General features: G+C 70.9%; 18 protein-coding genes. 12 read left to right on the top strand and 6 right to left on the bottom strand.

Translation table 11 applies throughout. The features are described from left to right. Positions 1-13: 13 nt before the first annotated feature. The 5 genes from BLU81_RS14660 to BLU81_RS14680 all read left to right on the top strand — a co-directional run bounded on the left by BLU81_RS14660 (position 14) and on the right by BLU81_RS14680 (position 4,474). A complete protein-coding gene (locus tag BLU81_RS14660) occupies positions 14-907 on the top strand; it encodes a MurR/RpiR family transcriptional regulator (protein WP_092545144.1) in 894 nt (297 codons plus the stop codon). Then, the gene (gene murQ, locus BLU81_RS14665; protein ID WP_092545146.1) at positions 904-1,872 is read left to right on the top strand and encodes an N-acetylmuramic acid 6-phosphate etherase; all 969 of its coding nucleotides are present in this window, start codon (positions 904-906) and stop codon (positions 1,870-1,872) included. Before BLU81_RS14660 ends, murQ begins: the two co-directional genes overlap by 4 nt. A 97-nt stretch (positions 1,873-1,969) precedes the next feature. Then, positions 1,970-2,377 carry a YciI family protein gene (locus BLU81_RS14670; RefSeq protein WP_092557086.1) on the top strand — a complete coding sequence of 136 codons (408 nt, stop codon included), beginning with the start codon at positions 1,970-1,972 and terminating at the stop codon, positions 2,375-2,377. Continuing rightward, a complete protein-coding gene (locus BLU81_RS14675) occupies positions 2,374-3,507 on the top strand; it encodes an RNA polymerase sigma factor (protein WP_092545148.1) in 1,134 nt (377 codons plus the stop codon). The genes BLU81_RS14670 and BLU81_RS14675 overlap by 4 nt, the downstream gene beginning before the upstream one ends. Before the next feature lie 118 nt (positions 3,508-3,625). After that, a complete protein-coding gene (locus BLU81_RS14680) occupies positions 3,626-4,474 on the top strand; it encodes a CAP domain-containing protein (protein ID WP_231954532.1) in 849 nt (282 codons plus the stop codon). A gap of 170 nt (positions 4,475-4,644) precedes the next feature. On the opposite strand, the gene BLU81_RS14685 is transcribed toward BLU81_RS14680, so the two are convergent. The 3 genes from BLU81_RS14685 to BLU81_RS14695 form a co-directional block, all read right to left on the bottom strand. Beyond that, the gene (locus tag BLU81_RS14685; protein WP_092545150.1) at positions 4,645-5,553 is read right to left on the bottom strand and encodes a LysR family transcriptional regulator; all 909 of its coding nucleotides are present in this window, start codon (positions 5,551-5,553) and stop codon (positions 4,645-4,647) included. A 13-nt stretch (positions 5,554-5,566) separates the two neighbouring features. Then, positions 5,567-6,574: a YeiH family protein gene (locus tag BLU81_RS14690; RefSeq protein ID WP_231954533.1), complete on the bottom strand. Its 1,008-nt coding sequence runs from the start codon at positions 6,572-6,574 to the stop codon at positions 5,567-5,569. Between the two features lie 219 nt (positions 6,575-6,793). Next, entirely contained in the window at positions 6,794-7,609 is an 816-nt protein-coding gene (locus BLU81_RS14695) for an SAM-dependent methyltransferase (RefSeq protein WP_231954534.1), read from the bottom strand. A gap of 54 nt (positions 7,610-7,663) precedes the next feature. Here BLU81_RS14695 and BLU81_RS14700 point away from each other — a divergent pair, with 54 nt between their 5' ends. The 5 genes from BLU81_RS14700 (at position 7,664) to BLU81_RS14720 (ending at position 14,398) form a co-directional block, all read left to right on the top strand. Then, entirely contained in the window at positions 7,664-8,557 is an 894-nt protein-coding gene (locus BLU81_RS14700; protein ID WP_231954536.1) for an aldo/keto reductase, read from the top strand. 124 nt (positions 8,558-8,681) lie between these two features. Further along, a complete protein-coding gene (locus BLU81_RS14705) occupies positions 8,682-10,001 on the top strand; it encodes an acetamidase/formamidase family protein (protein WP_092545158.1) in 1,320 nt (439 codons plus the stop codon). Between the two features lie 25 nt (positions 10,002-10,026). Then, complete coding sequence (locus BLU81_RS14710; RefSeq protein WP_231954538.1) at positions 10,027-11,625, top strand: xylulokinase; 1,599 nt, start codon at positions 10,027-10,029, stop codon at positions 11,623-11,625. A gap of 143 nt (positions 11,626-11,768) precedes the next feature. Then, positions 11,769-13,748, top strand: a complete 1,980-nt coding sequence (locus BLU81_RS14715) for an IPT/TIG domain-containing protein (protein WP_157751576.1) — start codon at positions 11,769-11,771, stop codon at positions 13,746-13,748. 86 nt (positions 13,749-13,834) lie between these two features. Next, the gene (locus tag BLU81_RS14720) at positions 13,835-14,398 is read left to right on the top strand and encodes a hypothetical protein (protein WP_157751577.1); all 564 of its coding nucleotides are present in this window, start codon (positions 13,835-13,837) and stop codon (positions 14,396-14,398) included. 46 nt (positions 14,399-14,444) lie between these two features. Here the strand turns inward: BLU81_RS14720 and BLU81_RS14725 are convergent, their stop codons facing one another. From BLU81_RS14725 to BLU81_RS49210, 3 genes are read right to left on the bottom strand one after another with little or no spacing between them, the layout of a single operon-like run. After that, positions 14,445-15,623 carry an ABC transporter permease gene (locus tag BLU81_RS14725; protein WP_092545166.1) on the bottom strand — a complete coding sequence of 393 codons (1,179 nt, stop codon included), beginning with the start codon at positions 15,621-15,623 and terminating at the stop codon, positions 14,445-14,447. Further along, positions 15,620-16,285 (bottom strand): ABC transporter ATP-binding protein, encoded by a 666-nt coding sequence (locus tag BLU81_RS14730; RefSeq protein ID WP_172890554.1) that lies wholly within the window; start codon positions 16,283-16,285, stop codon positions 15,620-15,622. Before BLU81_RS14730 ends, BLU81_RS14725 begins: the two co-directional genes overlap by 4 nt. Then, on the bottom strand, positions 16,282-17,319 hold the full coding sequence (locus BLU81_RS49210; protein WP_172890555.1) for an RND family efflux transporter: 1,038 nt from the start codon (positions 17,317-17,319) through the stop codon (positions 16,282-16,284). The genes BLU81_RS14730 and BLU81_RS49210 overlap by 4 nt, the downstream gene beginning before the upstream one ends. Positions 17,320-17,418: 99 nt before the next feature. On the opposite strand from BLU81_RS49210, the gene BLU81_RS14735 reads away from it, so the two are divergent. Both BLU81_RS14735 and BLU81_RS14740 read left to right on the top strand, forming a co-directional pair. Next, a complete protein-coding gene (locus tag BLU81_RS14735; protein ID WP_092545168.1) occupies positions 17,419-18,090 on the top strand; it encodes a response regulator transcription factor in 672 nt (223 codons plus the stop codon). Further along, positions 18,087-19,862: a sensor histidine kinase gene (locus BLU81_RS14740; protein WP_092545170.1), complete on the top strand. Its 1,776-nt coding sequence runs from the start codon at positions 18,087-18,089 to the stop codon at positions 19,860-19,862. The genes BLU81_RS14735 and BLU81_RS14740 overlap by 4 nt, the downstream gene beginning before the upstream one ends. The last annotated feature ends 19 nt before the right edge of the window (positions 19,863-19,881 follow it).

A 19,881-nucleotide genomic window follows, 5' to 3' on the forward strand; every position in this document is an offset into this window, starting at 1 on the left:
GAAAGATTTCTCCATGACAGAGCGGAAGCGCGGCACAGCCGAAACGGTGGTCCGGGCCCGGGGCCTGCTGCCGTCGCTGTCCCCGGCCGAGCAGCGGGTCGCGCGGGTGATCATCGAGGAGGCGGCCACCGCGTCCCGGCTCACCATCACCGACCTCGCCGAGCGGGCCGGTTCCAGCGAGACCACGGTGATCCGGTTCTGCCGGGCGATGGGCTTCGCCGGCTACTCCGAGCTGCGGCTGACCCTGGCCGCCGAGTCCGGCCGCCGCGACGACACCACCGAAGCGATCGGCAGCGACATCAGCCCCGGTGACGACCTCGCCGAGGTGGTCAAGAAGATCGCCTTCGCGGACGCCCGCGCCGTCGAGGAGACCGCCTCCCAGATCGACATCGCCGTGCTCGGACAGGTCGTCGAGCTGTTGGCCGAGGCGCGCCGGGTGGACATCTACGGCGTCGGAGCCAGCGCCTTCGTCGCCACCGACTTCCAGCACAAACTGCACCGCATCGGCCGGGTCGCGTTCGCCTGGAGCGACACCCACGTGGCGATGAGCAGCGCCGCCCTGCTCGACGAGCGCGACGTCGCCTTCGGCATCTCGCACACCGGCACCACCAGCGACACCATCGACGCGTTCACCGAGGCCAAACGGCACGGGGCTCGCACGGTGGCACTCACCAACTTCCCCCGGTCGCCGATCACCACGCTCGCCGACCTGGTGCTCACCACCGCGGCCCGGGAGACGACGTACCGGTCCGGGGCCATGTCCAGCCGCTTGGCCCAGCTCACCGTCATCGACTGCGTGTTCGTCGGCGTCGCGCAGCGCACGTACCAGCAGACCCGGACCGCACTCGACGCCACCTACGCGGCCGTGCGCGACCGGCGCATCAGCACTGACCGGAGGCGCACATGACAACCAGCCCGTCGCAACTATCCCTGGCAGCGCCGCCGACTTCGCCGCAGCTCTCCGCGCCGCCTTCGCCGCTGTCCCGGACCGAGGAGCGTAATCCGCGCAGTGCCGGGATCGACCGGATGTCCACCCTCGAACTGCTGCATCTGATCAACAGCGAGGACCGGCACGTCCCGGAAGCCGTCGCGCAGGTGCTGCCGCAGCTCGCCGCCGCCGTTGAACTCGCGGTGACGGCCCTGTCCGGCGGCAACCGGGTGCACTACGTCGGGGCCGGCACGTCCGGCCGGATCGCGGTCCTCGACGCGGCCGAGCTGATCCCCACGTTCGGCCTGGAACCGGACCGGGTGATCGCGCACATCGCCGGTGGCCCGCCCGCGCTGACCCGGCCGTCCGAAGCCGCCGAGGACGACGAGACCGCCGGTTCGGCGGTGGTCACCGCAGTCGAGGCGGGCGACGTCGTCGTCGGCGTCACCGCCAGCGGCCGTACGCCGTACGTCCACGCCGCCCTGACCACCGCCCGCACGCTGGGTGCCCACACGGTGCTGATCTCGGCGAACCCGGCGTCCCCGATCTCGGCGGCCGCGGACGTCCACATCGCCCCCGACACCGGCCCCGAGGTGCTGACCGGATCCACCCGGATGAAGGCCGGCACCGCCCAGAAGCTGATCCTGAACGCGTTCTCCACGGCGACGATGGTCCGGCTGGGCCGCACCTACTCCAACCTGATGACCGACATGCTCGCCACCAACGCCAAACTGAAGGACCGCCGCCTGCGCATCCTGGCCGAAGCCACCGGCGCGGACCTGACCGAATGCGGTCACGCTCTGCGATCCGCCGACGGCAACGCGAAGGTCGCCCTGCTCACGCTGCTGGCCGGGAGCAGCCCCGACACCGCCGCACGAGCGCTGGCCGTCACCGAGGGCCACGTGACCCGGGCCCTGCGCCTGCTGGCGGTGAACGGAACCTAGATTTCTCCGGCGATCGTGTCGAGAACGGTCCGGCGGCTCCGTCCTTGGTGTGAACGCGACGACAATGGGTCGTACCAGCATCGAGGAGAAGCACATCATGGCCAAGTACCTGCTGCTCAAGCACTACCGCGGTGGCCCCGAGCCGCTGTTCGACCTGCCGATCGACAAGTGGGCGCCGGAGGAGATCACCGCCCACGTCCAGTACATGAACGACTTCGCGGCCCGGCTCCAGGAGAACGGCGAGTTCGTCGACGCGCAGGCGCTCGCCCCGGGTGGCACGTTCGTCCGCTACGACGGTGAGGGCCAGCCGCCGGTCACCGACGGCCCGTTCGCCGAGACCAAGGACCTGATCGCCGGCTGGATGGTGATCGACGTGGACACCTACGAGCGGGCCGTGGAACTCGCCGCCGAACTGTCCGCGGCTCCCGGCGCCGGTGGCGAGCCGCTGCGCGAGTGGCTCGAACTGCGGCCGTTCCTGACCGAGCCGCCGACCGTCACCGAGTGAACGACGCGCTGCTCCGGGGCCTGACCCCGGCGGTGCTGGGCATTCTCGTCCGCCGCGGAGCCGACTTCGCGGCGGCCGAGGACGCCGTCCAGGACGCCATGGTCGAAGCGTTGCGCACCGATGCCCGGCCGGCCGACCCGAAGGGGTGGCTGATCACGGTGGCGTGGCGGCGCTACCTCGACGCCGTCCGGGCCGACACGGCCCGCCGGCGGCGTGAGGAGTCGCCGTCGACGCCACCCGGCCCAGTACCGTCCACCGACGACACCCTGCAGCTCTACTTCCTGTGCGCGCACCCGTCGCTGCCGCCCGCGTCGGCGGTCGCGCTCACGCTGCGGGCCGTCGGCGGGCTGACCACACGGCAGATCGCGGCGGCCTACCTGGTGCCCGAGACGACCATGGCCCAGCGGATCAGCCGGGCGAAGAAGACGATCGCGGGGGTACGTCTGGACAAGGCGGCCGACGTGTCCACCGTCCTGCGGGTGCTGTACCTGGTGTTCAACGAGGGCTACAGCGGCGACGTCGACCTCGCCACCGAGGCGATCCGGCTGACCCGTCAACTCGCCGCCGTGATCGACCATCCCGAGGTGTCCGGGCTGCTCGCACTGATGCTGTTGCATCATGCGCGGCGCTCCGCCCGTACCGCCGCTGGGGTAGGTCTCGTGTCCCTCGCCGACCAGGACCGCAACCGGTGGGACACCGCCCTGATCGCCGAAGGCGTCACGATCCTGCAGACCGCCCTCGCCCGGGACCGGCTCGGCCAGTTCCAGGCCCAGGCCGCGGTGGCGGCCCTGCACGCCGACGCGCCGTCCACGGCGGAGACCGACTGGGTGCAGATCGTCGAGTGGTACGACGAGTTGGCCCGCCTCACCGACAGTCCGGTGGTCCGGTTGAACCGGGCCGTCGCGGTGGGTGAGGCCGACGGCCCGCACGCCGGACTCGCCGCCCTGGCCGGGCTGGACCCGGCCCTGCCCCGCTATCAGGCGGTCGCCGCTCACCTGCACGAACGCACCGGCGACCCGGTCACGGCGGCCCGGTTGTACGCGGTCGCCGCGAGCCAGGCCACCAACACCGCCGAACGCGACCATCTGCACCGGCAGGCCGCCCGGTTGAACGCTCTCCGGGGGCCGTGAGGCTGCAACCGTTCGCGAACGATCACGCACCAGATCTGCGATCATCGCGCCCCGGTGCCCGTCGAAGTCAATGGTGAGCCCGCAGACAGCGGGTACCGCACTTCGAAAGGGCCACCTCTTGCGCCAGCTTCTTCGCCGCCTCGCTGTCTCCGCCCTGCTCGCCCCGGTCGCCGCCATCGGCGTCACCACGCTGATCACGAGCCCGGCCCAGGCCTCCGCGTCGAAGCCCGGCCCGTCGCAGCCCGGTTCGTGGCTGCCCGGCTCGGCGCAGGACGGCACCTGGCTGCTGAACCCGGCGCAGCCGGGCACCTGGTTCCCCGGCACGTCGATCCCCGGCACGTCGCAGCCCGGTTCGTCGCAGCCCGGCTCTTGGATGCCGGACTCGGGTCAGTGGAAGTCCAACCCGTGGAAGTCGCAGCCCGGTTCGCGTAAGCCCCGCCCGTGGACCCCCGGATCGTCGTCGCCGACCCAGCCCACCCAGCCGACCACGCCTGTCCCGGCCCAGCCCACGCCGGCTCAGCCGACCCCTGCGCAGCCCGCCCCGACCACGCCCGCCCCCAACGGCGGCACCCCGGCGAAGTCCAACGAGCAGACGCTGCAGACCGAGATCAACCGGCTGATCAACGTCCAGCGCACCAGCAACGGCTGTGCCGCGCTGACCGTCAACGACCAGCTCACCACGGCGGCCCGCGATCACAGCGCGTGGATGGCCCAGACCGGCACGTTCTCGCACACCGGCAGTGGCGGTTCCTCCTTCGTCACCCGGGCGAAGGCCGCCGGTTACGCCAAGCCGTCCGCCGAGAACATCGCCATGGGCTACCGCTCCGCCGCCCAGGTCGTCGACGGCTGGATGAACAGCCCCGGCCACCGCGCCAACATCGTGAACTGCCAGTCCAAGACCGTTGGTGTCGGCGTCGTCTTCGCCGCGGACGGCTCCCCCTACTACACCCAGGTCTTCGGCTACTGACCCACCGGAACGCCGTGACGCCCCGACAGCTCCCCGAGTTGTCGGGGCGTCACTGTCGGGCCTGGTTCAGGTTCGACTGGTGGGCACCGGCGTCGGTGCCGTAGCGCGGCACGTCACAGAACCGGGAATGCCAGAGCCGGATGCGACCCGCCACACGTGTCCGGCCGACGTCAGCGGACGGCGATTGCCAGCATCTCGGCGGCCAGCGCGGTCGGGGTCCGGCCCAGCCAGAGGGCGTGCAACGGCCGGGTCAGGGGCAAGCCGTCGACGTGTAGTTCGACCAGTTCACCGGCGGTGACCGCGGCGGCGGCCGCCCGGGAGCTGATCACGCCGATGCCGCCGCCGGCCCGGACCGTGGCCAGGATCGTGGTGGTGGAGCCGAGACTGATGGCGTGCGGCAGCACCGGCGCGTACCCGAGTGCCTGTTCGAGGCGGCTGAGGAACGTGTCGCGAGTGCCGGAACCCGGCTCGCGCAGCAGCAGTGGCTGGTCGGCCAGGTCGGTGGGGCGCAGCGCCCGGCCGGCGCGGGCGGCGAGCGGGTAGCCGGCGTCGACCACGAGCACCAGCCGGTCCTCGCCGACCGGGCGGGACCCCAGGTCGGCGGGAATGTGCGGGGACTCGACGAACCCCAGGTCGGCGGTGCCGGAACGGACCGCTTCGACGACATCGTGACTGTTCGCCACGTGGGCGGAGATGTCCAGGCCGGGATGGGTGCGGCGCAGCGCCAGTAGCCAGGCCGGGAGCAGGTGCTCGGCGACGGTGAGGCTGGCCGAGACGTGCAGCCGGGCCTGCCGGTCGGCGCGCAGTGTCAGAACCCCGTCGGCGAGGGTCCGCGCGGCGTCGACGACGCCGTGCGACCACGCGACGACGGCTTCCCCGGCCGGGGTGAGCAGGCTGCCTTTCCGGGACCGGACCAGCAGCGGTACGCCCAGCCGCCGCTCCAGTTTCGTCAGCCGGGCGCTCGCGCTGGGCTGGGTGATGCCGTGCGCGTGCGCCGCGCGCCCGACACTGCCCGTCTCGGCCACCGAGATCAGCAGGTCGAGCGCCGGCAGATCGCTGATCCAGGGCGGCAGTGGCATCGCCCGCAGTCTGTCACGGACCGATCGGCAGTAGGTGTTGCAGGGCCAGGCTGGTGGCGACGACCGCGACCCAGAGCAGCAGGCCGAGCAACAGTGGGCGGGAGCCGGTTCGCCGCAGCGCGGCCACGTCGGTGCGCAGCCCGATGGCGGCCATCGCGACCGCGATGAACAGCAGCGCCACCTGGTGCAGTACCGGCTGGGCGGCGGGCGGGATCAGCCCACCGGTGTTGAGCGCGGCCACGGCCAGGAAACCGACGAGGAACCAGGGCACGAGCCGGGCCCGCTGGACCTGTGGGCCACGGTTGCGCAGGGACAACACCAGCACCACCGGGATGATCATCAGGGAGCGGGCGAGTTTGACGACCACGGCGTGGCGTACCGCCTCGGGTCCGTAGGCTCCGGCGGCCGCCAGCACCGAGCTGGTGTCGTTGACGGCCGTCCCGGCGAGCAGCCCGAACGCCTCCTGGCTGAGCCCCAGCACGTGCCCGATCTGCGGCAGGAGCAGCACGGCGGCCACGTTGAAGAGAAAGATCGTCGAGATGGCGTACGCCACGTCGTCGCTCTTGGCCCGGATCGCCGGGGTGGCCGCCGCGATCGCCGAGGCGCCGCAGATGCCGGTGCCGACGCCGATCAGGGTTCGCAGGTCGCGAGGGACGCCGAGCCAGTGCCCGGCCGTCCACGCCAGCAGCAGGCAGACACCGAGGGTGCCGAGCATCACCGGTAACGATCGGGCGCCGACCGTCAGCACCTCCCCCAGTGACAGCTGGGCACCGAACAGGACCACGGAGAGTTGCAGCACCGGCCCGCCGGCCAGGTCCAGGCCGGGGCGAAGTTCGGCGGCGCGGCGGCGGGCGAGCGGGCTGAGCAGCACTCCACCGACAATCGCGAAGACCGGCGCTCCGACCAGTGGAAACAGCAGTCCGGCGGTGGTCGCGACGAGGCCCAGCACCACCGCCGCCGCGATCCCGGCACTGTGGACGGGCCGGCGATTGCGGGACGGGTGAAGAGCGATGGCGGTCACCGTTCCAGGTTTCGCCCCGGGCGACTTCACCGGTAGTGACCAATACCGGTCCAGGGTCATAGGCGATGGCTATGACCGGCGGAACGGGACAGTGACAGGCTCCGATTGCCCCGAAGCAGCCGGACGCGCCGGAGCAGGACCCGGCCGCCCCAGCGCCCCCGGCCGTCTGAGGCCAGATCTCCCGGCCGGGTGCGATTCGCGCCCGGCCGGCACCGGCGATCAGGGCTTGCGGCCGACGGCGGTCCACAGGTTGATGTCGGTGCGGGGCGGGATCTCGCTGCCCGGCTCGGGGCGCCACTCGCTGGCCGGGACCACTCCCGGTTCGACCAGGTCGAGACCTTCGAACAGGGCGGCGAACTCGTCGTACGGCCGGGTCCACACGTCGGAGCGACCGGTCTGTACGAGCTGCTGGTAGAGCGCCTGCTGCTCCGGACTGCCGAAGTCAGAGGTGGCGTGCGTGGCGACCAGGTAGCTCCCGGGCGGCAGCGCGTCCAGCAGTCGGCGCACGATCGGCTGGGCAGCCCCCGCACCGTGTAGGAAGTGCAGCACCGCGATCAGCATCAGCCCGACCGGCTGTGTCAGGTCCAGGGTGTCGGCCAGCACCGGGTGCTTCAGGATCGCCTCGGGGTCGTTCAGGTCGGCCTCGATGTAAGAGGTACGGCCTTCGGGGCTGCTGTTGAGCAGGGCCCGGGCGTGCACCATGACGAGCGGGTCGTTGTCGACGTAGACCACCCGGCTGTCCGGGGCGAGCCGCTGCGCCACCTGGTGGGTGTTGTCGGCGGTCGGCAGGCCGGTGCCGATGTCAAGAAATTGGCGGATGCCCGCTTCGGCTGCCAGGAAACCGGTGGCCCGCTGCAGGAGGGCCCGGTTGGCGAGCGCACCCAGCCGTACTTTAGGGAAGTGTTTCTCCAGCTCGTCGCCGGAGGCGCGGTCGGCGGCGAAGTTGTCCTTGCCACCGAGCCAGTAGTTGTAGCGCCGGGCCGGATGCGGCTGCGTCGGGTCGATTCCGTGGGGGGCTGCGCTGCTGTCGTCCACGCGGCTATCCAACACCGACAGTGAAGATCGCGCCAGATGGTGTTGGATCATCTCGTGGATCTCTTCGACGACTTCACCGGCGTGGCCCGGATCGGTCTGGGACTGGCCGCGGTGGGCCGCCCCGGCTACATCAACCTCGGCCGGACCCGGGACCTACCGCCGGACCGCACCACCGAGGCGATGCGGGACCGGGCCCACGACCTGATGGACCGGGCGTACGCCGCCGGGGTCCGCTATTTCGACGCGGCCCGCTCGTACGGCCGGGCCGAGGAGTTCCTGGCGAGCTGGCTACCCGGCCATGATCGCGCGGTGGCCGGCAGCAAGTGGGGTTACACCTACACCGCGGACTGGCGGGTGACCGCCGACGTGCACGAGGTCAAGGACCACGGGGTCGCCGCGTTCGACCGGCAGATCACCGAGAGCCGGGCCCTGCTCGGCGACGGTCTGGCCCTCTACCAGATCCACTCGGTCACCCCCGACAGCCCAGCGCTCACCGACCGGGAGTTGCACCGTCGGCTGGCCGGTCAGGGTGCCGTGGTCGGCCTGTCCACCAGCGGCCCCGCGCAGGCCGACGCGATCCGGGCCGCCCTGGCGATCGAGGTCGACGGCCACTCCCTGTTCCGCAGCGTCCAGGCCACCTGGAACCTCCTGGAACCCAGCGCCGGTCCCGCCCTGGCCGAGGCTCACGCCGCCGGTGTCGCGGTGATCGTGAAGGAGGCGATGGCCAACGGCCGCCTGGCCGACCGCGACACGACAGCACTGGCCGCCGCCCTGCACCAGCCGTGGGCGACGATCGTCCTGTCCGGCGCCGCCACCACCGCCCAGCTCGACTCCAACCTGCAAGCCGCCACCGTCACCCTGAGCGACACCGACCTGGAGCAGCTGAACACCCTCGCCGAACCGGCCGCCGACTACTGGAAGACCCGGTCCGGCCTGCCCTGGACCTGACCCGTCCCGCCTCTGTTCTCCGGTGGCCGCGGTGTGGCGAACGGAAGTAACAGGGTTGTCATGTGGGGTAAACGGCGTCCCCATAGGAACGTTGATCATCGATGTTCTTTCGAGGAGGCCGGACATGCACAAGGTCAGGGATGCGCTGATCGCGGCGCTGGGGCGGCGGACCTTTCTGCGGGCGGTGGCCGCGGTCGGCGCCGGCGGTGCCGCAGCCGGGACGATCGCGGCTCCGGCGATGGCCGGGACCTCGCCGGGGGCGATTCTGCAGCCGGGGAAGGGGCCGATCCACGGGCGGCACTATCTGCGGTCGCGGCCGGATCAGGTGCGGTGGGGGTATGTGCCGTCGACCGGGAGTGCGCCGGTGCTGCGGATGCGGTCCGGGGAGACGGTCACCGTGGACACCGTGTCGCACGAGGGCATCCTTGAGGATCAGGGGCGGGATCCGGTCACCTGGTTCGCCGAGCGCGGGGTGAAACGGGGTGACGTGCTGACCGACGCCGTCGACATCGCGCGTGGCTACACCCGTACGACACGCAATTTTGACGTTGATGGTCCGCATGTGGTGACCGGGCCGATCCATGTCGACGGGGCGGCTCCGGGCGACGTGCTCAAGGTGGAGATCCTGTCGGCGCTGCCCCGGGTGCCGTACGGCGTCATCTCCAGCCGGCACGGGAAGGGTGCCCTGCCGCGCCTCGCCGGTGGGGCGGTCCCGGCGGGCATCGCGGAGTCCGAGATCATGCCGCCGGTGGCCACCGACGGCCGGGCCACCGGTGATCCGCGCCGGTACGGCAACGTCTCGGTCTTCACTCCGGTCCGCACTTCGCGTCGTGGTGACCTGACCGGGGTGCTGCCGCGCGGCCGGGGGAAACAGGTCACGTTCCCGCTCAATCCGTTCATGGGGATGATGGGAGTGGCTTTCGCGGACGCGGCGGCGCTGACCGATCCGGCCCTCAACTCGATCCCGCCGACGCTCGGCGGCGGCAACATCGACATCAATCTGCTGGGCCGTGGGTCGACGTTCTACCTGCCGGTCTTCGCCGAAGGTGCACTGTTCTACGTCGGCGACCCGCACATGGCGATGGGTAACGGCGAGGTGGCCCTGACCGCGATGGAGGGGTCGCTGCGGGCCACCTACCGGCTGACCGCGGTCAAGAAGGGCGCGCCGTCGGTGGCGTTCCGCTATCCGTTCGCGGAGACGCCGGACGCGTGGGTGCCGATCGGGCTCTCCGACCCGGACGGCTCGCAGGGTGGCCAGGGCAACGACCTGGACGTCGCGATGCGGCGGGCGGTGGTCAACGCGCTGGACTTCCTGGAGCACGACCTGGGCATGAATCGGGCGATCGCGTACGCCTACCTCTCCGCCGCGGCCGACTTCCACGTGTCGCAGGTGGTGGACCGGACGGTCGGGGTGCACGCCGTCATCCCCAAGACACACTTCTGACACCGCCCGGTGTAGAAACATGTTCATGAGCGACACGGATGACTTGCGCGAGGCGATCGACCAGGGGCGGACCGCGCTCGGGATCGAGCTGGGGTCGACCCGCATCAAGGCGGTGCTGACCGGGCCGGACCACTCGGCGATCGCGGTCGGCAGTCACGACTGGGAGAACCAGTTCGTCGACCGGACCTGGACGTACTCCCTGGAGGCCGTCTGGGAAGGGCTGCAGGGCTGTTTCGCCGCGCTGGCCGCCGACGTCAAGGCCAAGTTCGGCACCGAGCTGCGGACCACGGGGGCGCTCGGCGTCTCCGCGATGATGCACGGCTACCTGGCGTTCGACGGTGACGGTGAGCTGCTGACCCCGTTCCGGACGTGGCGCAACACCAACACCGGTGACGCGTCCGAGCAGCTCAGCGAGCTGTTCGGGCACAACATCCCGCATCGGTGGTCGATCGCGCACCTCTACCAGGCGGTGCTGAACAGTGAGGAGCACCTGCCCCGGCTGGCACACGTCACCACGCTCGCCGGGTACGTGCACTGGAAGCTGACCGGCCGTCAGGTGCTCGGTGTCGGCGACGCCAGCGGGGTGTTCCCGATCGACGTGACGACCGGTGGTTACGACACCCGGATGCTGACCCAGTTCGACGAGTTGGCCGCCGGGCGGGTGCCGCGGAAGCTGGCCGAGTTGCTGCCGGCGGTGCTGCCCGCGGGTGAGGCGGCCGGCACCCTGACCGAAGCCGGCGCGCGGCTGCTGGACCCGAGCGGCACTCTGCAGCCGGGTGCGGTGCTGGCCCCGCCGGAGGGCGACGCCGGGACCGGCATGGTGGCCACCAACTCGGTGGCCCGCCGCACCGGCAACATCAGCGCCGGGACCAGCATCTTCGCGATGATCGTGCTGGACGGGCCGTTGAGCCGGGTGCACCCGGAGGTCGACCTGGTCACCACCCCGGCCGGGGATCTGGTGGCGATGGTGCACTGCAACAACGGTGCCAGCGAGCTGAACGCGTGGGCGGGCCTGTTCGGCGAGTTCGCCACCGCGCTGGGCGTGCAGGCGGACAGCGGCACGGTGTTCGAGACGCTGTTCCGGTCGGCGCTGGACGGGGCTCCGGACGGTGGCGGGCTGCTGGCGTTCAACAACCTGGCCGGCGAGCCGATCACCAGACTGCACGAAGGGCGACCCCTCTTCCTGCGTACGCCGGGAAGTGCTCTGAATCTCTCCACCTTCATGCGGACCCAGCTGTACGCCGCTCTGGCCACGCTCCGGATCGGCATGGACGTGCTGCAGAAGTCCGAGTCGGTGCGGTTGGACAAGATGTTCGCGCACGGCGGCCTGTTCAAGACCGAGGGTGTGGCGCAGAAGCTGCTGGCCGCCGCCATCGACACGCCGGTCACGGTCGGCGACTTCGCGTCCGAGGGCGGCGCGTGGGGCATCGCGGTGCTCGCCGCGTTCGTGGCCGAGAGGCAGCCGGGCCAGAGCCTGGACGACTTCCTGACCACCCGGGTGTTCGCCGGTGCCGAGCTGAGCACCGCCGAGCCGGAGAAGACCGACGTGGAGGGCTTCAACGCCTTCATGCAGCGGTACGTAGCAGCACTGCCGGTCCAGGAGGCCGCGATTTCCCACAGCTGACCCGCCAGGGCCGGATTCCGCCTGATCAGGTGGGGTCCGGCCCGATGCGGGGTTGCAGCGTGGTTGCCAACATCCCGGTTTCCGCATCCGGCCCTTCAGCCACCCGTAATGGTTTTGCGTATCAGGAAAACCAGGGAGGCATCATGCAGGGAACGTCAAGCATCGTGAGAGTGTCGGCGGCGCTCGTCCTCGGAGCGGCGAGTGTCCCGTTCCTGGCCTCGCCGGCGTGGGCCGCGGCACCGGCCATCACCTCGTTCTCACCGGCGAACGCGGCTGTCGACGACACGATCACGGTGACCGGAACCGGCCTGAATCAGGCCAGCGCGGTCGTCAAGGTCAACGGCATCACCGCGACGGTGACCGGCACGCCGACGGCTACCAGCCTGACTTTCAAGGTCCCACCCGATACCAGCGGCGGGAAGATCGCCTTGACCAATGTGGGCGGTACCGGGACCAGTTCCACCGATCTGTTCATCGCGCCGCCGTTCACCACGGTCGCCGACATCTCCGGGACCGCGCGGACCACGGTGGCGACGAAGCTCTCGCTGAGCATCCCGGCCGGTAAGAAGGTGCTGCGGGTCTTCGACACCACTGTGGGTGACCGGGTCGCGGTGGTGACCGAGAACGCGACACCGGGCGGCTGCACCTTCGAAGCCGCCGTGTACGACGTCGGCATGGTCAATCTGGGTACTGGTGACTGCCGCCGGGTCAACGCCGGCTGGGTGGAGACACTGACCCCCACCTCGATCACCGGCACCCAGACACTCCAGGTGAGCAACCTGTCGGCCTCGGCCGGTTCGGTCGACGTCACGGTCGTCAAGATCCCGGCGGACGCGAACCTGGGCGTCCTGCCGCTGGACGGCACCACCAAGGTCGCCACGATCACCAACCCGGGGCAGAACGGCTATCTGACCTTCACCACCGTCGCCCCGAACCAGAAGGTCTCGGTGAAGACGACCGACGCCTCGGCGATCTTCGCCTGCTGCGGGCTGCGCTGGGGCATCTACAACTCGGCCGGCACCAAGCTCGGCTCGTCGATCGGCAACGCCTACCTGGACGGGCTGCTGCTGGCCACGGCCGACACCTACCAGCTGCGGATCGACCCGCTGGACGCCCGGACCGGCTCGGTCACCGTGGCCGCCTCGCTGACCCCCGCCGACGCCAACCTGGGCGCCCTGACGACCGACGGTGTCACCAAGACCGTCAGCATCAGCTCGCCCGGCCAGAACGGCTACCTCACCTTCAGCGGCACCGCCGGTCAGAAGGTCGCGCTGCGGGTCAGTGACGTCGCCACCTCGCTCGGTGTCCGGGACCTGAAGTGGGGACTCTACGGCCCGACCGGCACCCGGCTGAGCAACTCGGCGGGCAACGCCTACGCCGACAACATCACCCTGCCGGTGACCGGCGCCTACCAGGTGCGTTTCGACCCGGTCGGCACCAAGACCGGCTCGTTCACGGCGGCTGCCTATCTGCTGCAGCCCGACCTGGACCTGGGTGCCATCACGCTGGACGGCGTCACCAAGGTCGCCACGATCAGCAACGCGGGACAGAACGGCTACCTCTCCTTCACCGGCACCGCCGGTCAGCGGATCGCGGTGCAGACCACCGCCGCGTCGAGTGTCTTCGGCTGCTGCAAGCTCAGCTGGGGCCTGTTCACCTCGGGAGGCACCCGGCTCGGCGGCGCGACCGGCAACGGTTACCTCAACGCGGTGACCCTGCCGTCGAACGGCACCTACCAGGTGCGGATCGACCCCACGGAGAGCCTGACCGGTTCGATCACGGTGGCCGCCTGGGACGTGCCGGCCGACGTGAACCTGGGTGGACTGACCACCGACGGCACCACCAAGACGGTGACGATCAGCAACTCCGGGCAGAACGGCTACGTCACCCTCGTCGGCACCTCCGGCCAGAAGCTCACGTTGAAGGCCACCCGGGCTTCCGCGGCCTTCGGCTGCTGCTACGTGGCGTGGACGCTGAAGCGCCCGGACGGCACCGCGCAGAAGCGCTGGACCGGCAACGCCACCGGCAAGGTCACCCTGTCCGCGACCGGCACCTACCGGATCTACGTCGACCCGATCGCCCACCGCATCGGATCGATCACCTTCGCGGCGACCGTCAGCTGAATCTGACGATTACCTGACGTCCGCTCGTCAGGCTGGCCGTCCGGCACAGGGAACCCTGTGCCGGACGGTTCTGTGAGAGGACGGTTATGCGGAGTCGAGTGCTGGTGGTGGCCACGATCGCGCTGGCGGCGATGTCGGGCTGCGCGGCGGAGGAGAAGCCGCAGGCGTCGGGCACCGGTGGCGCGAAGGTCGCCACCCTGCAGAGCGCGGCTCCCTCGGCGGCGCCGTCGAAGGCGTCCCAGCGGCCCCGGGAACGCCTGGACACCACGCCCGAGGAGTGGGAACTGCTGATGGCGCCCTACTACAAGTGCCTGCGGGAGCAGGGGGTCATCAAGGAGGAGAACGGCAACGCGGCCAAGATGGTGGCGGTGGACCCGAAGACCGCTGCGGCGTACGAGGCGGCCGACAAGATCTGTGAGCCGCAGTTCATGCCGCTGCCGCCGTGGGAGAAGGACCCGGCCAACCCGGAGGCGCGGGACTTCGCGGTCGGGGTGGTCAAGTGCCTGAAGAACAAGGGCGTCGAGTACGTGGAAGTCAGCGAGGACGGCATCAGCATCGCGATGGGCGGTGACGACAACGACGCGAAGTCGATCCGGCTCGGCATGCAGTACATGTCGGAGTGCGAGCGTCAGGTCGCGGCGAAGAACTAGCGGTTCCTCGACGAGGGCGCGACGGCACCGGCCGTCGCGCCCTTTCTCACGTGGTGGCGAGCGCCTGCGTGGGGGTCAGACGAGCCGCGCGTACGCAGGGATACACGCCCGCCAGCACCCCGATCACGACGGCCCCGGCCACTCCGGCGCCGGCCGACTCCATCGGCACCACCAGCGGCCACCGCTGCCAGTACGCGTATCCGACGGTGGCCGCGAGGCCCAGCCCGGTGCCGGCCACCCCACCAGCGAGGGCGAGCACCACCGACTCGGTGAGGAACTGCCCGCGGATCTGCCCACGGGTGGCGCCCAGGGCCCGGCGCAGGCCGATCTCGGAGCGACGTTCCAGCACCGAGACGACCATCGTGTTGGCCACCCCGATGCCGCCGACGATCAGCGCCACCCCGGCCAGGGCCAGGAACAGCACGGAGAAGTTGCTCTCGGTGGCCCGTTTCGCGGCGAGGGCGTCCGACGGCCGGGTCACCGCCACCTGTCCGGGGCGCTCCGGGTAGATCGTGGTGGCGAGCACGTCCCGGACCGCCTCCAGCTGGGCTTCCTCGGCCTGGACGTAGATCACCGTCGGGTGGCCGTCGAAGTCCAGTGCGGTGCGGGCCGCCTCCCAGCCGACCAGCACCGATCGGTCGATGTCCGGGGTGAGCGGGGTGGTGTCGAGGATGCCGACGACGGTGAACCAGCTCTCCTCAATGATCACCAGGGGCGCCTGCTGCCCGGCCGGCAGCGCGGTGATGCCGAGGCGTTCGGCGGCGACCGAGCCGAGGACCACGGTCGGGTAGTTCGCGGTCGCGGCGTTCAGCCACCGGCCGGCCCGGACGTGCGCGTTGATCACCTCGGGCAGGTCGAGCCGGGCGGCCAGGACGGTCAGCCCGGCGCCGTTCTCGACGGGGGTGCGGTCGTTACGGCGTACCAGGGTGCGGGTGTTGGCCACCGCGCTCGCCCCGGTGACCGGCCCGATCCGGTGCACCATCGCGACCGCCGCCTCCGGCAGCAGCGCCGGCGGTTCCTGGCTGGCCAGCGCGGTGGCCTGCAGGGTGTTGGTGCCCAGGGCGGAGAGCCGTGCGAGCAGGGCGGCCTGGCTGGACGCGGGGATGCCGGTGACCACGATCATCGTGGCGATGCCGATGGCGATGCCCAGTCCGGAGAGCAGCGCCCGGCCGGGCCGGGTCCGCAAGCCGATGACGCCGAGGGAGAGCAGGTCGAGCGGGTTCACCGGGTCACCATCCGGCCGTCGCGGATCTCCACCCGGCGTGGCATCGACGCGGCGATGTCCCGGTCGTGGGTGATCAGGGCGATCGTGGTGCCGTCGGCGTTCAGGTCGCGCAGCAGGTTCAGGACGGTCTGGCCGGTGGCGGTGTCCAGCGCGCCGGTGGGTTCGTCGGCGAGCACCAGGGACGGCCGGTTGACCAGGGCGCGGGCGATGGCGACCCGCTGCCGTTCGCCGCCGGAGAGTTCGTGCGGGCGGTGTCCGGAGCGGTGTGCCAGGCCGACCCGGGACAGCGCGGTCAGCGCTCGTTCCCGGCGGTGCCGGCGTGGGACTCCGGCGTAGAGCAGGCCGGTGGACACGTTCTCGGCGGCGCTCAGGCCGTCGGAGAGGTGGAACTGCTGGAAGACGAAGCCGATCTCGCGGGCCCGCAGTGCCGACAGCTTCCGGTCGCTGAGGGTGGCGACGTCCTGGCCGGCGATCCGGACCGTGCCGGAGGTGGGCCGGTCCAGGGTGCCGATGATGTTGAGCAGGGTGGACTTGCCGGAGCCGGACGGGCCGACGATCGCGACCATCTCCCCGGGCATGATGTCGAGGTCCACCCCGGCCAGGGCGGTCACGCCGCCCTGGTAGACCATGCTCGCGCCGCGGACCGACAGCACCGGCGTCATCCCGGCACCACCACGGACGTGCCCTCGTCGAGCCCGGTGACCTCGACCCATCCGGTGGCGAACATGCCGGTCTCGACCGCGGCCAGGGATCCGTCCGGCAGTTGCAGGGCGTATCCGCCTTCGGCGAGCGCGATCAACGCCTCGACCGGCACCGCGAGGATGTCCTTGCGGACCTGACCGGCGAATTCGATCTCCACGTCGGCCGAGTCGATCTTGGCGATGGCGGACGGGTCGTCGACCACCACGGTCACCGACAGCCGGGGGCTGTCGTTGCCTTCCGGCGGAGCGACGGTGCGCCCCACCGCCAGCACCTTCGCCGGGATCCGTTTCTCGTCGGGCAGCACCACCGTCACCTTCTGCCGGCGCTCGATCGACGAGGCGTGCGACAGTTCGGCCGGCACCGAGATCACCTTGCGGGTCGACGTGACCGTCATCAGCTCGCCGTTCGCGGGCGCGCCGGGCTGCACCATCACCGAGTCCACGCGTACCGCGCCGGAGAGCACTTCGACGTCGCCGACCGCGATCGTTCCGGAGTCCGGCAGGCCGAGGTCCTTCTGCCAGCGTTTGATCCCGGCGATCAGATCCTCGGTCAGCTCGGCTTCCTCGCCGCCCTTGACCGGTCCGGTCCGGTAGCCGAGGGCCCGCAGGTTGTCGGCCACGATCCGGACGTCCCGGCCGAGCAGGCCCTTGCCGGTGATCGGGCGGTAGAGCGGCATCGAGCCGTAGAACAGCGGCACCGGCAGGTCGTCGGCACGGTAGAGCTGCTTCCCGCGCTTGATCCTGGTGCCGGGAGTGGGCAGCCACGTGACCGTGGCCTGCCGGTGGCCGGCGAACGGGCGTGCCGTGCCGTACCCGATGGTGCCGTCCAAGGTTTTGCTGGTGGCCAGGTCGCGGCGCTCGATCTTCGTCGTCGCGGCGACCGGAGCGGGCGGCGGCGTTTCGGGATCCGCTCGGTGCCGGGTCACGGCGACTGCCGCCGCCCCGGCCCCGGCCAGGGCGAGAACGAGGCCCGTGGCCAGCCACCATCTTCTCATCGGGGTCATTCGGCAGAGCGTGGTGGGAGATCATCAGAAAGCTGTCAGGTCTGCCCGGAGAACGACCGGATCGTTGACTGCGCTCCTATAGTCGCTGCCATGTGTGCAAAGGTCCTGGTAGCCGAGGACGATCCCCGCCAGGCCGAAGTGATCCGGCGATACCTCGTCAATGACGGCCACGAGACGACGGTGGTCCACGACGGGCGCGCCGCGCTGGAGACGGCCCGGCAGATCGAGCCGGACCTGATCGTGCTCGACGTGATGATGCCGGAACTGGACGGGCTGCACGTGTGCCGGACCCTGCGGGCCGAGTCGGACGTGCTCGTGCTGATGTTGACCGCGCGGCGCACCGAGGACGACCTGCTGCTCGGCCTGGAGCTGGGAGCCGACGACTACCTGGTCAAACCGTACAGTCCCAGGGAGTTGATGGCCCGGATCAGGACTCTGCTGCGGCGGCGGCCCGTGGTGGTGACGACGGCCGAGATCCGGGAGATCGGCGGTGTCACCGTCAACCAGACCAGTCATCAGGTGACCGTCGACGGTGCGGCGATCGAATGCACCCGCGGGGAGTTCGCGATCCTGTCCGCGATGGCCGGGCAGCCCGACCGGGTGTTCAGCCGCGCCCAGCTGCTGCACCACACCCGCGGCATCGACCGCAGCTCCACCGAGCGCACCATCGACATGCACGTGATGAACCTGCGCCGCAAGATCGGCTCGCAGCGGCTGGTCACCGTCTACGGCATCGGGTACAAGCTGGTAGCCGAAGCATGAGCCCCAGCCGCGTGCCGGTGCGGCACAGCCTGGTCACCCGGCTGCTGGCCACCTCGGTGCTGATCGCGGTCGCGGCCATCGCCACCACCGCCTGGCTGGCCACCCAGACCGCGACGCGGGCGATCCGCCAGGAGCAGGGGCGGTCGCTGACCGACGACAAAGGCGTTTACGACATGCTGATCGGGTACGCCGCCGCCCACCCCGACTGGTCCGGGGCGCACGACCTGATCGCCTCCCGGGCCGCGGAACTGGGCCGCCGGATCACCCTGATGACCCCGGACCGGCAGGTGATCGTCGAGTCCGGGCCGGGGCCGTCGCTGCGGAACGCCCGGCCGTCGGCCGTCGTCGACCCGCTCGACCTGGACCTGGGGCTGACCGGTGGCACCTCCCGCATCGACGAACGGGTGGTCGGCCCGTTCCAGCTGCCGGATCGGGAACGGAACACCTACCTCAAGTGGGCCTCCGACCAGGTCATCTGCATGGCGGCGGCCGGGGTGGCGGCAGCCGTGGTCGAGACACCCGGTGGCCGGGCCGCCGCGGAACCCAGCGGTGACGACCCGGCCGGCATCGGCCCGCAGTGCCTGGAGAAGTACGCCGACAACACCACCGCGACCGAGCGGAAGGCGTTGCGGGCGCTGGCGAAGCTCACCGGCCGGTGCCTCGACCTCCCCGCGGACAAGCAGTTGTACCTCCGGCCCGACCTGCGGATGTTCCTCGTGCCCCGCAGCGAGTCGGAGAAGGTCGCGCCGGCCGAGCCGATGAAGGCCCCGGCACGCGCCGCTTCCTGCCTGGAGAAATCGCGAAAGATCCAATTTCAGCCGTACGTCGCGCCGGCGGCCCTGCTGTTCGTCACCGACCCCGACACCGGTGACGATTTCACCACGTTCACCCTGTCCCGCGACAACGTGGTCCGGATCGCCGGAGTGACCGCCGCCGTGCTGCTCGCCACCATCCTGGTCACCGTGCTGGTCGGGCGCCGGCTGATCCGCCCGTTGCGGGCGCTCACCGAAGCCGCCGACGGGCAGGCGCCGGTGCCGTCCGGCCGACGCGACGAGATCGGCCGGCTCGCACAGGCCCTCAACGACTCCGCCGGCCGCCGGGACCGGGCCGAAGCCCAGCGCCGGGCCATGGTCAGCGACGTGGCCCACGAGCTGCGGACCCCGCTCACCAACATCCGCAGCTGGCTGGAGGCCGCCCAGGACGACCTGGCGCCCACCGACGGCCAGTTGCTGACCCTGCTGCACGAGGAGGCCGTCCAGTTGCAGCACATCATCGACGACCTGAGCGACCTGGCCGCCGGGGACGCCGGCACGCTGCGGATGCACCGGTCCTTGTCGGACGTGCGGGAACTGCTCGGGCAGGTGGTGGAGAGCCATCGGGGAACAGCGCAGGCTGCGGACGTACGGCTGACCCTGGACGTGGCCGGCGACCCGGTGATCGACGCCGACCCGGTGCGGCTGAAACAGATCGTCGGGAACCTGGTGTCCAACGCGATCCGCTACACCCCCTCCGGCGGTGCGGTGACCGTCGCCGCGTCGGGCACCACCATCACCGTCCAGGACACCGGAGTCGGCATCCCCGCCGACGACCTGCCGAAGATCTTCGACCGGTTCTGGCGTGCCGACCAGTCCCGCAGCCGTGCCACCGGCGGCAGCGGCCTCGGCCTGGCCATCACCCGCAAGCTGGTCGAAGCCCACGGCGGCACCGTGGCCGTGCACAGCACCCCAGGTCAGGGCACCGTGTTCACCGTCGACCTGGGCTTACCGTCATGATCCACATACGATCTTCGGC

Origin of the sequence: Actinoplanes derwentensis (genome assembly GCF_900104725.1) — a bacterium.
Taxonomy (GTDB): Bacteria; Actinomycetota; Actinomycetes; order Mycobacteriales; family Micromonosporaceae; genus Actinoplanes; species Actinoplanes derwentensis.

Bases quoted from the DNA above. Each gene is read 5' to 3' on its own strand.
- BLU81_RS14660 (WP_092545144.1), top strand. From the start codon at position 14: ATGACAGAGCGGAAGCGCGGCACAGCCGAAACGGTGGTCCGGGCCCGG.
- murQ (WP_092545146.1), top strand. From the start codon at position 904: ATGACAACCAGCCCGTCGCAACTATCCCTGGCAGCGCCGCCGACTTCG.
- BLU81_RS14670 (WP_092557086.1), top strand. From the start codon at position 1,970: ATGGCCAAGTACCTGCTGCTCAAGCACTACCGCGGTGGCCCCGAGCCG.
- BLU81_RS14715 (WP_157751576.1), top strand. From the start codon at position 11,769: ATGCAGGGAACGTCAAGCATCGTGAGAGTGTCGGCGGCGCTCGTCCTC.
- BLU81_RS49210 (WP_172890555.1), bottom strand. From the start codon at position 17,319: ATGAGAAGATGGTGGCTGGCCACGGGCCTCGTTCTCGCCCTGGCCGGG.
- BLU81_RS14735 (WP_092545168.1), top strand. From the start codon at position 17,419: ATGTGTGCAAAGGTCCTGGTAGCCGAGGACGATCCCCGCCAGGCCGAA.
- BLU81_RS14740 (WP_092545170.1), top strand. From the start codon at position 18,087: ATGAGCCCCAGCCGCGTGCCGGTGCGGCACAGCCTGGTCACCCGGCTG.
- BLU81_RS14720 (WP_157751577.1), top strand. From the start codon at position 13,835: ATGCGGAGTCGAGTGCTGGTGGTGGCCACGATCGCGCTGGCGGCGATG.
- BLU81_RS14705 (WP_092545158.1), top strand. From the start codon at position 8,682: ATGCACAAGGTCAGGGATGCGCTGATCGCGGCGCTGGGGCGGCGGACC.
- BLU81_RS14710 (WP_231954538.1), top strand. From the start codon at position 10,027: ATGAGCGACACGGATGACTTGCGCGAGGCGATCGACCAGGGGCGGACC.
- BLU81_RS14730 (WP_172890554.1), bottom strand. From the start codon at position 16,285: ATGACGCCGGTGCTGTCGGTCCGCGGCGCGAGCATGGTCTACCAGGGC.
- BLU81_RS14685 (WP_092545150.1), bottom strand. From the start codon at position 5,553: ATGCCACTGCCGCCCTGGATCAGCGATCTGCCGGCGCTCGACCTGCTG.